Raw genomic sequence first — 15,144 nt, 5'->3', positions numbered from 1 at the left:
GGTAACTATGACACGGCTTGAAACGCTACAAACAAATTTGCAAACGGTGTTTGGTAGTGAGGCAGCACTCACTACTGCCTTAGGGGAAGTGACCCTAGAGGTTTCAGCAGATAAATGGCTTGAGGCTTGCACCACATTACGCGATCATGAGTTATTGCGTTTTGAAACCTGTATTGATTTATGCGGTATTGATTACTCCGCTTGGGGTGCACCCACTTATCCTGAAGCCCATAAAAAATTCCCTCAACGTTTTGCTGTAGTAATCCATCTACTTTCTTTAACTCATAATTGGCGCATGCGTGTACGTGTATTTTTGCCCGATGATGAGTATCCCACTCTTCCCACACTATTCACCACTTGGCCTACGGTTAATTGGTTTGAGCGTGAAGCCTTTGATCTCTACGGTATTGTGTTTGAAGGTCATCCCGACTTACGTCGTATTTTGACTGATTACGGTTTTATAGGTCATCCCTTTCGCAAAGATTTTCCCATTTCTGGTTATGTGGAAATGCGTTATGATCCAGAGCAAAAACGTGTTGTTTATCAGCCGGTTACCATTGAGCCACGTGAGATCACACCGCGAGTGGTACGTGAAGATAAATATGGAATAGGGCATTAAGATGGCTGAAATTCAAAATTACTCAATTAACTTTGGCCCGCAGCACCCGGCAGCGCACGGCGTATTGCGATTGGTCTTAGAGATGGATGGTGAAGTCATACAGCGGGCAGATCCGCATATTGGCTTATTGCACCGAGCTACAGAAAAACTCGCTGAGCACCGCACATACTTGCAAACATTGCCTTATATGGATCGCTTAGATTATGTGTCCATGATGTGTAATGAGCATGCTTATTGTTTAGCCACAGAAAAGCTATTAGGCATTGAAGTGCCTGAGCGCGCTGAATACATACGTGTGATGTTTGATGAAATTACGCGACTATCTAATCATCTCATGTCGGTGGGTTCTCACGCTTTAGATGTGGGGGCCATGGCTGTGTTTTTGTATGCTTTCCGTGAGCGTGAAGACTTAATGGATATGTATGAGGCGGTATCTGGTGCACGTTTGCATGCAGCGTATTACCGTCCTGGCGGCGTGTATCGTGATTTGCCTGATACCATGGCACAGTACCAAGGTAATAAATATCGCAGTGAAAAAGAATTGCGTCAGATGAACGAAGCCCGTTCAGGCTCTTTGTTAGATTTTATTGAAGACTTCGCTAATCGTTTTCCTGCTTGTATTGATGAGTACGAAACGCTACTCACTGATAACCGTATCTGGAAACAGCGCTTAGTGGATGTGGGTATAGTTACCCCCGAGCGTGCCATGGCCTTAGGCTTTACAGGCCCTATGTTACGTGGCTCTGGCGTGGAGTGGGACGTACGTAAAAAACAGCCTTACGCTGTGTATGATCGCATGGATTTTGATATTCCTGTAGGTACTAACGGTGATTGTTACGACCGTTATTTGGTGCGTATTGCCGAAATGCGTGAAAGCACGCGTATTATTAAGCAGTGTGTGACCTGGCTTAGAGCTAATCCCGGCGGTCCTGTGATTACGGATAATCACAAAGTGGCTCCACCAAAAAGAGAGAAAATGAAAGAAGGAATGGAAGATTTAATTCACCATTTCAAGTTGTTTTCTGAAGGAATGCATGTACCGGCGGGTGAAGCGTACGCAGGAATTGAGCACCCCAAAGGGGAGTTCGGTATTTATTTGGTGTCTGATGGAGGTAATAAGCCCTACCGCATGAAAATTCGTGCCCCAGGTTTTGTGCACCTTCAATCCTTAGATGAAATGTCCCGTGGCCATATGTTGGCGGATGCGGTGACCATTATCGGGACCCAAGACATTGTTTTTGGCGAGATTGACCGCTAAGGCGGCATTACATATAACGGAATCAAACTATGCTGCTTTCCGAAAAAGCCTATCAACGCATTGACCAAGAGTTAACAAAATTTCCACCTGAGCAAAAACGCTCGGCCATTATGGCATCACTCACCATTGCCCAAGAGGAAAAGGGATGGGTGTCTGCGGAAGTTATTGAAGATGTGGCGAATTATTTAGGTCTGCCATCTGTGATGGTGCAAGAAATAGCCACTTTCTACGATATGTATCACTTAGAACCCGTGGGTAAGTACATGATTTCAGTCTGTACCAATTTACCCTGTGCGCTTCGTAATGGGGTTAAGTCTGGTCAGTACCTTAAAGATAAACTCGGTATCGATTACGGTGAAACCACGCCTGACGGCTTGTTCTCCATTGAGGAGTGTGAGTGTTTAGGCTCCTGTGGTGACTCACCCCTCATGCTAGTAAATAATCACCATATGTGTGTACGTATGGAGCCTGAGCGTATTGATGCCATGCTTGAAGCCCTTAAAGACGGAGAGTCAGCATGAGTTTAGATGTGCTTAAACGCTTATCTGAAGGCCTAGACCCCAATCCGGGTAATGATTTATCGCGTAGTATGATTTTTCATGGCCGTCATTTAGATCCACAAATCTTAGCGGGTTTAGATGGTAATAACTGGGATTTGGATGGTTACGTAGCCCGCGGCGGATATGAAGGCTTGCGCCGTATTTTAACTACGGGCATGACACCAGATGATGTGATTGCTGAAGTAAAAACTTCCGCCTTACGAGGCAGGGGTGGTGCGGGCTTCCCTAGTGGGTTGAAATGGAGCTTTATGCCCCGCGGCTTACCCGGTCAAAAATACTTAGTCTGTAATTCAGACGAAGGTGAGCCCGGCACCTTTAAAGACAGAGACATACTGCGCTTTAACCCTCACTCTGTGATTGAAGGTATGGCCATCGCGGCCTATGCCATGGGAATTGATGTAGGTTATAACTACATCCACGGTGAGATTTTTGAAGTGTATACACGCTTTGAAGAGGCTTTAGAGCAAGCACGTAAAGCCGGTTATCTGGGTGATAACATCTTAGGCTCTGGCTTTAATTTTCAGCTTCATGCCTTCCATGGTTATGGTGCCTATATTTGTGGCGAAGAAACCGCACTGCTGGAATCTTTAGAAGGCAAAAGAGGTAATCCTCGTTTTAAGCCTCCTTTCCCTGCAGGGTACGGCTTGTATGGTAAACCTACTACCATCAACAACACCGAGACCTTTGCGGCTGTTCCTTGGATTCTGCGTCATAGCGGTAAAGAATACCTAGACGTAGGTGTGCCCAATGCGGGCGGTACAAAAATCTATTCGGTATCGGGCGATGTAGAGCTACCCGGTAATTACGAAGTGCCTATGGGTACACCTTTTTCTAAACTTTTAGAATTGGCTGGCGGAGTACGTAATGGGCATAAGCTCAAAGCGGTTATTCCAGGGGGCTCTAGTGCGCCCGTGGTACCTGCAGACATCATGATGCAAACCAATATGGATTATGACTCCATTGCTAAAGCGGGCTCTATGCTTGGCTCTGGTGCCGTAATTGTTATGGACGAAACGCGTTGCATGGTTAAATCCTTACTGCGTTTGTCCTATTTTTATTACCACGAAAGTTGTGGTCAATGTACTCCCTGTCGCGAAGGTACGGGTTGGTTATGGCGCATGGTACATCGTATCGAACACGGTGAAGGTCGTATTGAAGACCTCACTATGCTCGATGAGATAGCCAATAACATCATGGGGCGCACTATTTGTGCGCTTGGTGATGCCGCCGCTTTACCCGTAATCAGCTTTGTTAAGCATTTCCGCGACGAGTTCGCACACCACATCGAGCATAAAAGCTGCGTGGTGCCCCAATATTTGTAGGCTCAGGACAAACTAATGGTAGAACTCACCATCGACGGCATCAAACTCGAAGCCCCTGAGGGCAGCATGGTCATCCAAGCTGCCCACGAAGCTGGGGTCTATGTGCCGCATTTCTGTTATCACAAAAAGCTAAGTATTGCCGCTAACTGCCGCATGTGCTTAGTAGACGTAGAAAAAGCTCCCAAACCCTTACCAGCGTGTGCGACTCCTGTCACTAATGGCATGATTGTAAGCACCCGTTCGGAAAAAGCCATCGCTGCTCAAAAAGATGTGATGGAGTTTTTACTCATTAATCACCCGCTAGATTGCCCAGTATGTGATCAGGGTGGTGAGTGTCAGCTCCAAGATTTGGCTGTGGGTTATGGTGCATCTAGCTCGCGCTACCAAGAAGAAAAACGCGTAGTGAAGGCTAAATCCATGGGGCCACTTATTTCTACCGAAGCCATGCAGCGTTGTATTCATTGTACGCGTTGTATACGTACGGGCGAAGAGATTGCTGGCATCCAAGAAGTGGGTATGATTGGGCGTGGTGAACACTCGGAAATCACCACTTTCGTAGGGCGGGCCGTGGAGTCTGAGTTATCAGGCAATATGATTGATGTCTGTCCGGTAGGTGCTTTACTGTCAAAACCGTTCCATTTCCAAGCACGTTCTTGGGAATTAGGACGTAGACGTACCGTTAGCCCACACGATAGCTTAGGCGCAAACCTCATCGTACACACTAGACGCGACGAAGCTGTACGTGTGGTGCCTTTTGAGAACGAAGAGGTTAACGAGTGCTGGATTAGTGACCGTGATCGCTTTTCTTACTTAGGTCTATATGAAGATCGCTTAGAGCACCCTATGATTCGTGAAAACGACGGCTCATGGCGTGAAGCCTCTTGGAACGATGCGCTGCAAATGGTGGTGCATGGGGTAAAGTCCATCCAGGAAAAATTCGGTCATGATCAAATCGGCTCTATAGCTAGTCCGCAAGCTACGGTTGAAGAGTTAGCATTATTAGCTCGTTTAACCCGTGAGCTAGGCTCAGAAAATATCGATTTCCGTTTACGTCAAACCGATGCACGCTTTGATCAGTCGTTAGCCGGCACGCCATGGTTAGGTATGCCCATAGCTGAGCTAAATCAGTTGGATCGTGTAGTGATTATCGGCTCTTTCCTGCGTAAAGATCATCCCTTAATGGCGCAGCGTTTACGTCAAGCCATTAAGCACGGCACGCAAGTATCCTTCATTGATTCTGCAGCCGATAACCCACTCTTTGACCAGATTGCGGGGCGTATGACCGTAGCACCTAGCCAAATTGCCAATGCAGTGGCTGAGGTGGCAGTAGCGGCAGCCCAAAATAAAAACCAAACACCTATTGCTGAATTTAACTCGGTGCAACCGACTGGGCCTGCTCACGTCATTGCGCAAAGTTTAGCCGCCGGTGAAAAGGTTGCAGTGTTTCTCGGTAATATGGCGGTGTCTTCCGATCAAGCCAGCAGCATTATGGCAAATGCCTCCGCTTTGGCTGAAGTCTTAGGCGCTAAACTGGGCTTCCTCACGGCTGGTGCCAATACTGTAGGTGGTTATTTGGCAGGTGCGACTCCTAAAGAGGGTGGTTTAACCGCCGAGCAAATGCTGTCACAATCTTTACGTGCTTATTTTGTGTTGAATGTAGAGCCTGCATTAGATAGTGACTTAGCGCAGCATGCGGTAGAAGCTTTAAAGGGTTCTACTTTAACAGTGGCGCTTACCTCCTATAAATCAGCAGCTGAAGACTGGGCAGATGTGATGTTGCCTGTGGCGCCTTTTACTGAAACCTCAGGTTCTTTTGTTAACGCAGAAGGGCGCGTGCAAAGCTTCAAAGGGGTGGCAGCCCCAGTGGCAGACTCACGGCCGGCCTGGAAAGTACTGCGCGTACTAGGTAATTTATTTGAGCTTGAAGGTTTTGATGAAGAAAGCTCAGAAGCGGTGCGCGATACGGTGCTTAGTGCAGACATTAGCAATCGCTTGTCTAATGAAATTACAGCAAAACCTGTTCTCACTCCGGTTGGATCCGGTCTTGAGCGCGTTGCCGATGTACCTATTTATCGTTCTGATGCCATCACCCGCCGCTCTGAGCCATTACAGCAAACGCCAGCTAGCGTGTTGCCAACAGCTCGTATGAACGCTGAAACCTTAAGTCAGTTAAAACTGGTGGATGGTGATCAGGTACGAGTGAAATCGGCACAAGGTGAAGTGCACTTAACGGCTGAGCTTGATGATACCGTGGCCGCACAAAGTGTGCGAGTGGCAACGGCATTTGCTGAAACGGCTGCGCTAGGCAGCGCCTTTGGTCAACTGACTGTGGAGCGCGTGTAATGGATTTGCTATCTACTATTCAAAGCTTTGGTTCAGATCTGATTGGGCCTACGGCGTGGTATGTGGTTTGGACATTAATTAAGATTGTCTGTATTGCTTTACCAATTATTATTTGTGTTGCCTATTTAACGTATTGGGAACGCAAGATGATTGGTTTTATGCACGTACGTTTAGGTCCAAATCGAGTGGGCTATAGAGGTTTGCTGCAGCCCTTTGCTGATGTATTTAAACTGCTCACTAAAGAAGTGATTGTGCCTACTAAGGCCAATAAGGTGTTGTTCATCTTGGCACCGGTAGTGACGCTAATGCCGGCATTAGCCGCCTGGGCGGTTATTCCTTTTGGTCCTGAGCTGGTGTTGGCAGATGTTAACGCTGGTTTACTTTATGTATTAGCTATTGCTTCCTTAGGGGTTTATGGGGTGGTGGTAGCGGGTTGGGCCTCTAACTCTAAATACGCCTTGTTAGGTGGTTTACGGGCAGCGGCTCAGGTGTTGTCTTATGAGTTGGCCATTGGCTTTATTTTAGTCACCGTTTTACTGGTGTCAGGCACTTTTAATCTAAGTGGTATTGTGACCGGACAAGACACCGGCATGTTTGCTGATAAGGGGTTGAACTTCTTATCATGGAACTGGTTACCCTTATTTCCTTTATTTATCATTTATGTAATTTCTGCGGTGGCTGAAACAAACCGTCACCCGTTTGACATGGTAGAAGGCGAGTCTGAGATTGTGGGTGGCCCCATGGTGGAATACTCAGGCATGGGTTTTGCACTGTTCTTTTTAGGTGAGTATGCCAATATGATCATGCTCTCTGCCTTGGCATCAGTGATGTTCTTAGGCGGTTGGCTCCCCATTATTGACTTTGCTCCCTTTACGTGGATACCTGGCTGGTTGTGGTTAGGTTTGAAAACCTTTGTGGTGGTATCAATGTTTATTTGGTTCCGCGCCACATTTCCCCGTTATCGCTATGACCAAATCATGCGCTTAGGTTGGAAGGTCTTCATTCCTTTGACTGGTGTTTGGCTAGTCGTGGTGGCCGTTTGGATGCAAACGCCATGGAATATCTGGCATTAAGGCACAGAGGCAAATTATGGAAGCAATTAAAGATTTTTTTGGCAGTTTAATGCTGTCGGAGATGCTCAAAGGGATGCGTCTGACGGGAAGATATTTTTTCCGTCGCAAGATTACGCTGCGTTATCCTTATGAAAAAACTCCTACATCCCCTCGATTTCGAGGCTTACATGCTTTGCGTAGATACCCTAACGGTGAAGAACGCTGTATTGCCTGTAAGTTGTGCGAAGCGGTGTGTCCAGCTTTGGCGATTTCTATTGAATCGCACGAGCGTGAAGATGGCACCCGTCGCACCACACGCTACGATATTGACTTAGCTAAATGTATTTTCTGTGGATTCTGTGAGGAAAGCTGTCCGGTAGATTCAATTGTGGAAACACATATACACGACTACCACGGTGAAAAACGCGGTGATCTCTACTACACCAAAGATATGTTATTGGCGGTAGGCGATCGTTATGAATCTGAAATCGCCGAGCGTCGCGCAGCCGATGCTCCCTACCGTTAAGACTGAGGGCAGATCCTAATGTTTACTTCGATACTGTTTTATGTCTTGGCTTTAGTGCTCGTGATTGCGGCTTTCCGTGTGGTAACAGCGGTGAGCCCCATTGTGGCAGCGCTTCATCTTATTTTATCGTTTTTTACAGCAGCGATGATTTGGATGACCATGGGAGCTGAGTTTTTATCTTTACTACTAATTATTGTTTATGTAGGAGCGGTGATGGTGATGTTTTTATTCGTCATCATGCTGCTTGATACGCGCATGCCGTCTTTGCGCGATGGCTTAAAAACCTATTTACCCTTAGGTCTTACCGTCGGTGGTGTGATGGTGCTTGAGATGGCTTTTGTGCTGATGCGGGCTTGGGTAGACGCTGGGCCAGCCGTAGTGCCCGCAGAGGGTTACAACAACACCATGGCGCTAGGTACCATGATGTACACCGATTACCTCTTAGCGGTAGAAGTGGGTGGCGTGATCTTATTAGTGGGCATGATTGCTGCCATTGCACTTACCTTACGTAAACGCTCAGATGTGATACATACCATTTCGTCAGATCAAGTGAAAGTGCAATCCTCTGATCGCTTACGTATAGTAAAAATGGAGTCTTCCACTGAAGCCAATGATAAGACAAGTACAACTGCAGCAGGAGATAAATAATGATGACACTTAGTCTTGCTCATTATTTAGTACTGGGTGCCATTCTGTTTACCATCGGTATGTTTGGCTTCTTTTTAAATCGTCGTAACCTGATTATTTTGTTGATGTCGGTGGAGCTTATTTTGCTTTCCGCCAACATGAACTTCGTTGCCTTTTCCACATGGTTTGGGGATACGGCAGGACAGGTCTTTGTTTTCTTCGTGTTAACCGTTGCTGCTGCTGAGGCAGCCATTGGTTTGGCTATTTTGGTGCTGTTGTTCCGCAACCTTAATACCATTAACGTTGAAAAACTTGACGAGCTCAAGGGTTGATGGGACAGCAAACATGAAATCAACAGGTCTATATTTACTTATCGCATTAGCCCCCTTAGCCGGGGCGCTAATTGCCGGTCTTTTTGGCACGGGCTTTTTAGGCCGCTTTGTGTGTAAAAAAGGCGCGCATTCTATTACTATTCTTGCCGTGCTGGTGTCTTTTATTGGCTCCGTTATGGTGCTGATGCAAACACTAGGGGGGCATACCTTTGATGGTCCGGTATATACTTGGGCTACCATTGGTAAAGCCACTTGGCAGATTGGTTTTCTGATTGACAACCTGACTGCCTTAATGATGGTGGTGGTGACTTCTGTCTCCTTAATGGTGCATATATATACCATTGGCTATATGGCAGATGACCCTGGCTATCAACGTTTCTTCTCTTATATATCACTGTTTACCTTCTCCATGCTGATGCTGGTCATGTCGAATAACATGCTGCAGCTTTTCTTCGGCTGGGAAGCGGTGGGATTAGTTTCATATTTATTGATTGGTTTCTGGTTTAAAAAAGAAACCGCCATCTTTGCAAATATGAAGGCCTTTTTGATAAACCGGGTGGGTGACTTCGGTTTTGTGTTGGGTATAGCCTTAATTTACGCTTACACCGGCACTATGCATTATGGTGAGATTTTTGCTCAGGTAGATCGCTTAGCGCAGTTAACTTTCCCAGGTACGAACTGGGAGCTACTCACTGTAGCGGCTATTGCCTTATTTATTGGTGCCATGGGTAAATCAGCCCAAGTGCCGTTGCATTCCTGGTTGCCTGACTCCATGGAAGGCCCCACTCCTATTTCCGCCTTAATTCACGCGGCTACCATGGTGACGGCGGGTATTTTTATGGTGGCCCGTTTTTCACCCATCTTTGAGCATTCCAATACCGCATTGTCTTTCATCATGGTCATAGGTGGCGTAGGAGCTTTGTTCTTAGGTATTTTGGGTATTATCCAAAACGACATCAAGCGCGTGATTGCTTACTCTACCTTGTCCCAACTGGGGTACATGACCGTTGCCTTAGGGGTGTCTGCCTACCCAGTAGCTATTTTCCACCTCATGACACATGCTTTCTTTAAAGCATTGCTATTTTTAGGCGCAGGTTCGGTGATTATTGGTATGCATCACAACCAAGATATTCGAGCCATGGGTGGTTTGCGTAAGTACATGCCTATCACTTGGATTACTTTCTTAATAGGTTCTGTGGCCTTAGCTGGAGTGCCTTTTTTCTCCGGTTTTTATTCCAAAGAGCACATTATTGAAGCCGCCGCTGCGGCCGCTGCAGCGGGTGTCTGGGGTGGAACTTTTGCTAAATATGCCACCTTAATTGGCGTGTTGGTTACCGCGCTTTATTCTTTCCGCGTTTATTTCATTGTTTTCCACGGTAAAGAAAATTTCCGTAATCCTTCCGCTGAGGCACTGGGTGAACATGAAAGACTAGAGGGTGATCCTAAGGAATCGCCTTGGGTAGTAACTTTACCTTTAGTGCTTTTGGCAATTCCTTCTATTTTTGCCGGTATTTGGTTTGTTAATCCTTTACTCTTTGGTGACTTCTTTAATGGTGTGATTACCATCTTGCCTGAGCACACAGAAATGCAGGTTCTAGCTCAAGGTTGGCAAGGTTGGGTAGAGTATGGCTTGCACGCTTTTGTGACTGTTCCATTTTGGTTGGTGGTCGCAGGGGTAGTAATTACCTGGTACTTCTATTTAGTAAATCCCAATATTCCTGCTGCCATTAAGCGTAACTTCTCTGGTGTGTATAACATCTTAGAAAACAAATACTACGCAGATTGGTTTAATGAGCAGGTGATAGCGCGTGGTGTGCGTCTCTTAGGTACCGGTTTGTGGAAAGGCGGAGACACAGGTCTGATTGATGGTCTTATCGTTAACGGCAGTGCGCGCTTAGTGGGCTGGTTTGGCTCTATAGCACGTCGCCTGCAAACGGGTTACATCTATCACTACGCCTTCGCCATGATTCTAGGGATTATGGCGCTCTTAACCTTTTTCGTATTAACGGTTCAATAATGGCAAGCGATATGGCGTCCTCTACTTTTCCTTGGTTAACGCTCGCGATTTTTACGCCCATAGTGGCGGGGCTTCTAGTCCTCGCTCTAGGGCGAGACGACCGTGCCAATTTCACTCGATTATTGGCATTGGTTGGTTCCATCGTCGCGTTTCTTGTAACTATTCCTCTGTATACGGGCTTTGATCCCACTACAGCTGACTTACAATTCGTGGAGTTTGCTCCGTGGATTGAGAGTTTTAAAATCAATTACCACCTAGGCATAGATGGTATTTCTATGTGGTTTGTACTGCTCACCGCCTTTATCACTATTATTGTGGTGATAGCTGGTTGGGAAGTCATCAAAGATCGTGTTGCTCAATATTTTGGGGCTTTCCTCATTTTATCGGGACTGATGGTCGGTGTGTTTGCCGCCGCAGATGGCATGCTGTTTTATGTGTTCTTTGAAGCCACATTAATCCCTATGTACCTCATTATTGGGGTGTGGGGTGGTCCACGTCGGGTTTATGCCTCAGTTAAGTTTTTCCTCTATACCTTATTAGGATCCCTCTTAACCTTAGTGGCGTTTGTGTATTTATGGCATCAGTCTGGCGGTAGCTTTGACATTGCCACGTGGCATAAATTGCCCCTAGAACTACACCCACAAATACTGCTTTTCCTCGCGTTATTAATGGCATTTGCGGTAAAAGTCCCTATGTGGCCAGTACATACGTGGTTACCCGATGCACACGTAGAAGCGCCTACGGGAGGTTCAGTCGTATTAGCTGCCATTATGTTGAAGCTAGGTGCGTACGGTTTCTTGCGCTTTTCCTTACCTATCGCGCCTGATGCATCGCACAGCTTATCGGGCTTAATGATTGCCTTGTCTTTGGTGGCTGTGGTGTACATTGGCCTCGTGGCCATTGTACAAAAAGACATGAAAAAACTGGTGGCTTACTCTTCAGTAGCGCACATGGGGTTTGTTACCTTAGGCTTTTTCATCTTCAATGCCACGGGTATGGAAGGTGCCATCATGCAAATGATTTCGCACGGTTTTGTATCAGCTGCCATGTTCTTGTGTATTGGGGTGATGTATGACCGTTTACACTCCCGTGAGATTGCCGATTATGGTGGTGTGATTAATGTGATGCCGCGCTTTGTCGCTTTCTTCGTACTGTTTTCTATGGCAAACAGTGGTTTGCCTGGTACCAGTGGCTTTATTGGTGAGTTCACCGTCATTATGGGGGCAGTTGAGTACAATTTCTGGATCGGTTTATTAACTGCTACGGCATTAATTACGGGTGCGACGTATTCTCTTTGGATGCTCAAACGGGTGGCATATGGCCCCGTGACTAACCCTGCAGTGGGTAAAATGAGTGATCTCAGCGGCCGCGAGTTCTTTATGTTGGGGGTGTTAGCAATTGCTGTATTAGGTATGGGTTTATATCCCGCTCCCTTTACAGAAGTTATGCACGTCTCCGTCGATGCTCTGCTGCAGCACGTATCTGTATCGAAATTGTAGACCGGGAACATTATGCAAAATACATTTGATTTCGCTCTGGCCCTGCCTGAGATCCTGCTGTTGATACTGGCTGCGGGAGTGCTGGTTTTTGATGCCTTCTCAAAAACAGAGTCTAGGCACACCACCTTTGCTTTAACGCAGCTTAGTTTAATTATTGTCGCTCTAGTGGTGTTGTGGCAATGGAGTAATGAAATAGTAGGTACAAGCTTTAGTGGCCTCTATGTGGTTGATTCACTGTCTCACTTCTTGAAGCTGTTGTCTTGTATAGCCGTCTCAGTGACTTTGCTTTATGGTAGACAATACGCAGAAAACCGTGAAATGGTAGAGCGTGGGGGTGAGATTTATACCCTCACTATGACGGCGCTGCTAGGTCAGTTGCTCATGATCTCTGCCGGTAATTTAGTCATGGTTTTCTTAGGCGTAGAGTTGATGTCTTTCTCCTTGTATGCCTTGGTTGCTATACGTAGAGAGCATGTACAAGCCACCGAAGCGGCCATGAAATACTTTATCTTAGGGGCGTTATCTTCTGGGGTATTGTTATACGGTTTATCCATGGTGTATGGTGCTACCGGTTCTTTAGACTTACAAGAGATTGCAGCTGTAGTCTCTGCAGGTGAAGCGCAGCGTTTAGCTTTGGTGTTTGGTGTGGTGTTTGTGGTTTCAGGCTTAGCTTTTAAGCTTACTGCAGCACCTTTCCATATGTGGACTCCTGACGTCTACCAAGGCGCACCCACTACGGTAACCTTAATTATTGCAGCTGCCCCCAAGCTTGCTGCTATGGTGGTTACTTTGCGTCTTCTGGTTGAGGGCTTGCATGGCATTGCCTTAGATTGGCAGCCTATGTTGCTTTTGATGGCAGTGCTGTCTTTAGTGGTGGGGAACTTAACCGCCCTAATGCAGACTAACTTCAAACGCATGCTGGCCTATTCCACTATTTCTCATATGGGTTTTATCTTTTTAGGGCTTTTGTCTGGAGTAGAAACAGGGGTGGCACCGGCTGAAGGTTTAACGGGTTTTATACGTCAATTAATTGGGCAAGATGTGGCTATAGCTAATTTTGCCTATGGCGCCGCTTTGTTCTACACCATTATTTATGTGTTAACCACGCTTTCTACCTTTGGCATTATTTTAATACTGAGCCGCAAAGGCTTCGAGTGTGAGAATATTGCAGACCTTAAAGGCTTAAACCGTCGTCATCCTTGGCTAGCTTTATTGCTTTTATTATCTATGTTTTCTTTGGCGGGTATTCCTCCTTTAGCCGGCTTCTACGCGAAATTAAGCGTATTACAAGCGGTAATAGGGGTAGGTCATGTGAGTATTGCCGTGGTTGCTGTGATGATGTCATTAGTGGGTGCGTTCTACTACATTCGTGTGGTGAAAGCCGCTTACTTTGATGAGCCTGAAAACGACGTGCTAGCACAGCCTTTACAAGCAGGTGCTATAGCCAAATCGGTATTGGTGCTTAATGGTGTACTCATTATTGGCTTAGGTATTTTGCCAAACGGTCTCATGGAAATCAGCATACGAGTTATTCAAGAGTCACTTCGCTTTTAATTTAGGTTTATCATGAGTCAAAATGCTGCTGTTTGGGTATTAATTTTATTGTCGCTAATTGCTGCAAATATACCTATGTATATACAGCGACCTCTATTATTTTTACCCTGGCAACAAAAAGGTGAGCCCGATCGCCCCGTTGTCTTGCGCTATCTGTTATTTATTGCTTACACGGGGTGTTTAGTTGCCGTAGGGTGGGGCATACACACAGCATTAAGCCAAATGTTTTTTGTAAGCTTAATGCAGTTGCTATTAGCTAGCTTAGTGTTTGTGGTGATTATGGCGGTGGTGTTTGCTATTCCAGTCTGGTCATACCGTCATCACACCATCCAGAAGTCTTTCTTTGCGCGTTTACTTGAAACCACCGTGTTGTATCTTTTTATGGGCTTACTCGGTGTAGGCTTTGAGTCCAGTCTAGGTAATGTGTTTCCGCAACAGTGGGAGTTTTATGCCATCACCTATAGCTTATTTATGATTTTGGCCTATCCTGGTTTTGTGTTGCGTTATTTATTAAAACGTAGACGAGTATTGGCCGTATAAGGTCGTAGCTGTTTCGTATTTATTTTATGTCAAACTTATTATTACAAGCTATACAGCTAGAACCGTTAACGGTTGAAAGAATTGCTGCCATTGCGAATGCCGAAGGCATTCAAGAGCTAGCCCCTACAGCTATACGTTTATTGGGCGTAGATACTGATACCAGTACTAAGGCCGATATTATTACTGCCTGTAAGCAAGCGCATATTGATTACGCATTCATTGATCCTGTGCATTTGTTACGTGAAATGAAAGTGCTGGCCATGGATATGGACTCCACGCTGATCAATATAGAATGCATAGACGAAATTGCGGCGGCAGTAGGTAAAAAAGCTGAGGTTTCAGCGATTACTGAGGCGGCGATGCGTGGTGAGATTAGCGATTTTGCTGAGAGCTTAACGCGTCGTGTGGCCTTACTAGAAGGTGTGCCTGAGTCTGCGTTACAGCAGGTTTACGATCAGCGCTTACAGCTTAACGCCGGTGCTGAACGTTTAGTAAAAGTAGCCAAGCAGCACGGTGTACGTACCTTATTAGTTTCGGGTGGTTTCACTTTCTTTACTGAGCGCCTTAAAGAGCGCCTTGGTATCGATGAAGCCTATTCTAATACCTTGGAAATTAAAGACGGTAAACTCACTGGCCGTGTAGTGGGTGATATCGTTGGCTCACAAACCAAAGCTGATCACGTGGCCCGTTTAGCTAAAGAGCTAGAGGCTACGCCAGAGCAAATCATTGCTGTGGGTGACGGGGCTAATGATTTACCTATGCTGGCGCAGGCCTATTATTCCGTTGCGTATAGAGCCAAGCCTGTAGTTCAAGAGCAAGCGCGTTTTGCCTTAAATGTGGCGCCCTTAGACGCCATCATTAATTGGTTTAGGCTCAGTCATTAATAGCTATCTAT

At 46.2% G+C, this 15,144-nt stretch carries 14 protein-coding genes; all 14 read left to right on the top strand.

The window, feature by feature from the left end; genetic code table 11:
• Positions 1 to 7 precede the first annotated feature (7 nt).
• From AC2UZJ_RS02145 to serB, 14 genes are read left to right on the top strand one after another with little or no spacing between them, the layout of a single operon-like run.
• On the top strand, positions 8 to 619 hold the full coding sequence (locus tag AC2UZJ_RS02145; RefSeq protein WP_486948470.1) for an NADH-quinone oxidoreductase subunit C: 612 nt from the start codon (positions 8 to 10) through the stop codon (positions 617 to 619).
• Position 620: 1 nt separating this feature from the next.
• The gene (locus tag AC2UZJ_RS02140) at positions 621 to 1,877 is read left to right on the top strand and encodes an NADH-quinone oxidoreductase subunit D (RefSeq protein ID WP_486948469.1); all 1,257 of its coding nucleotides are present in this window, start codon (positions 621 to 623) and stop codon (positions 1,875 to 1,877) included.
• A 29-nt stretch (positions 1,878 to 1,906) separates the two neighbouring features.
• Positions 1,907 to 2,398: an NADH-quinone oxidoreductase subunit NuoE gene (nuoE, locus tag AC2UZJ_RS02135; RefSeq protein WP_486948468.1), complete on the top strand. Its 492-nt coding sequence runs from the start codon at positions 1,907 to 1,909 to the stop codon at positions 2,396 to 2,398.
• A complete protein-coding gene (gene nuoF, locus AC2UZJ_RS02130; RefSeq protein ID WP_486948467.1) occupies positions 2,395 to 3,759 on the top strand; it encodes an NADH-quinone oxidoreductase subunit NuoF in 1,365 nt (454 codons plus the stop codon). Before nuoE ends, nuoF begins: the two co-directional genes overlap by 4 nt.
• 15 nt (positions 3,760 to 3,774) lie before the next feature.
• Entirely contained in the window at positions 3,775 to 6,102 is a 2,328-nt protein-coding gene (gene nuoG / locus AC2UZJ_RS02125) for an NADH-quinone oxidoreductase subunit NuoG (RefSeq protein ID WP_486948466.1), read from the top strand.
• Complete coding sequence (gene nuoH, locus AC2UZJ_RS02120; protein ID WP_486948465.1) at positions 6,102 to 7,175, top strand: NADH-quinone oxidoreductase subunit NuoH; 1,074 nt, start codon at positions 6,102 to 6,104, stop codon at positions 7,173 to 7,175. Before nuoG ends, nuoH begins: the two co-directional genes overlap by 1 nt.
• A gap of 16 nt (positions 7,176 to 7,191) precedes the next feature.
• Positions 7,192 to 7,680: an NADH-quinone oxidoreductase subunit NuoI gene (gene nuoI, locus AC2UZJ_RS02115; RefSeq protein WP_486948464.1), complete on the top strand. Its 489-nt coding sequence runs from the start codon at positions 7,192 to 7,194 to the stop codon at positions 7,678 to 7,680.
• An 18-nt stretch (positions 7,681 to 7,698) separates the two neighbouring features.
• On the top strand, positions 7,699 to 8,328 hold the full coding sequence (locus AC2UZJ_RS02110) for an NADH-quinone oxidoreductase subunit J (protein WP_486948463.1): 630 nt from the start codon (positions 7,699 to 7,701) through the stop codon (positions 8,326 to 8,328).
• Positions 8,329 to 8,330: 2 nt separating this feature from the next.
• Positions 8,331 to 8,639 (top strand): NADH-quinone oxidoreductase subunit NuoK, encoded by a 309-nt coding sequence (nuoK, locus tag AC2UZJ_RS02105; RefSeq protein ID WP_486948587.1) that lies wholly within the window; start codon positions 8,331 to 8,333, stop codon positions 8,637 to 8,639.
• Between the two features lie 13 nt (positions 8,640 to 8,652).
• Entirely contained in the window at positions 8,653 to 10,656 is a 2,004-nt protein-coding gene (gene nuoL, locus AC2UZJ_RS02100; protein WP_486948462.1) for an NADH-quinone oxidoreductase subunit L, read from the top strand.
• An 11-nt stretch (positions 10,657 to 10,667) separates the two neighbouring features.
• On the top strand, positions 10,668 to 12,155 hold the full coding sequence (locus AC2UZJ_RS02095) for an NADH-quinone oxidoreductase subunit M (protein ID WP_486948461.1): 1,488 nt from the start codon (positions 10,668 to 10,670) through the stop codon (positions 12,153 to 12,155).
• A 9-nt stretch (positions 12,156 to 12,164) separates the two neighbouring features.
• The gene (gene nuoN / locus AC2UZJ_RS02090; RefSeq protein WP_486948586.1) at positions 12,165 to 13,709 is read left to right on the top strand and encodes an NADH-quinone oxidoreductase subunit NuoN; all 1,545 of its coding nucleotides are present in this window, start codon (positions 12,165 to 12,167) and stop codon (positions 13,707 to 13,709) included.
• A 12-nt stretch (positions 13,710 to 13,721) separates the two neighbouring features.
• On the top strand, positions 13,722 to 14,249 hold the full coding sequence (locus AC2UZJ_RS02085; RefSeq protein WP_486948460.1) for a DUF2818 family protein: 528 nt from the start codon (positions 13,722 to 13,724) through the stop codon (positions 14,247 to 14,249).
• Positions 14,250 to 14,275: 26 nt separating this feature from the next.
• Positions 14,276 to 15,133: a phosphoserine phosphatase SerB gene (gene serB / locus AC2UZJ_RS02080; RefSeq protein WP_486948459.1), complete on the top strand. Its 858-nt coding sequence runs from the start codon at positions 14,276 to 14,278 to the stop codon at positions 15,131 to 15,133.
• The last annotated feature ends 11 nt before the right edge of the window (positions 15,134 to 15,144 follow it).

Source organism: Paenalcaligenes sp. DL 309 (assembly GCF_057475285.1).
The sequence above is the reverse complement of the archived record's forward strand: the minus strand, read 5'-3'. Positions and strand labels throughout refer to the sequence as shown.

Bases quoted from the DNA above. Each gene is read 5' to 3' on its own strand.
- AC2UZJ_RS02145 (WP_486948470.1), top strand. From the start codon at position 8: ATGACACGGCTTGAAACGCTACAAACAAATTTGCAAACGGTGTTTGGT.
- AC2UZJ_RS02140 (WP_486948469.1), top strand. From the start codon at position 621: ATGGCTGAAATTCAAAATTACTCAATTAACTTTGGCCCGCAGCACCCG.
- nuoE (WP_486948468.1), top strand. From the start codon at position 1,907: ATGCTGCTTTCCGAAAAAGCCTATCAACGCATTGACCAAGAGTTAACA.
- nuoF (WP_486948467.1), top strand. From the start codon at position 2,395: ATGAGTTTAGATGTGCTTAAACGCTTATCTGAAGGCCTAGACCCCAAT.
- nuoG (WP_486948466.1), top strand. From the start codon at position 3,775: ATGGTAGAACTCACCATCGACGGCATCAAACTCGAAGCCCCTGAGGGC.
- nuoH (WP_486948465.1), top strand. From the start codon at position 6,102: ATGGATTTGCTATCTACTATTCAAAGCTTTGGTTCAGATCTGATTGGG.
- nuoI (WP_486948464.1), top strand. From the start codon at position 7,192: ATGGAAGCAATTAAAGATTTTTTTGGCAGTTTAATGCTGTCGGAGATG.
- AC2UZJ_RS02110 (WP_486948463.1), top strand. From the start codon at position 7,699: ATGTTTACTTCGATACTGTTTTATGTCTTGGCTTTAGTGCTCGTGATT.
- nuoK (WP_486948587.1), top strand. From the start codon at position 8,331: ATGACACTTAGTCTTGCTCATTATTTAGTACTGGGTGCCATTCTGTTT.
- nuoL (WP_486948462.1), top strand. From the start codon at position 8,653: ATGAAATCAACAGGTCTATATTTACTTATCGCATTAGCCCCCTTAGCC.
- AC2UZJ_RS02095 (WP_486948461.1), top strand. From the start codon at position 10,668: ATGGCGTCCTCTACTTTTCCTTGGTTAACGCTCGCGATTTTTACGCCC.
- AC2UZJ_RS02085 (WP_486948460.1), top strand. From the start codon at position 13,722: ATGAGTCAAAATGCTGCTGTTTGGGTATTAATTTTATTGTCGCTAATT.
- serB (WP_486948459.1), top strand. From the start codon at position 14,276: ATGTCAAACTTATTATTACAAGCTATACAGCTAGAACCGTTAACGGTT.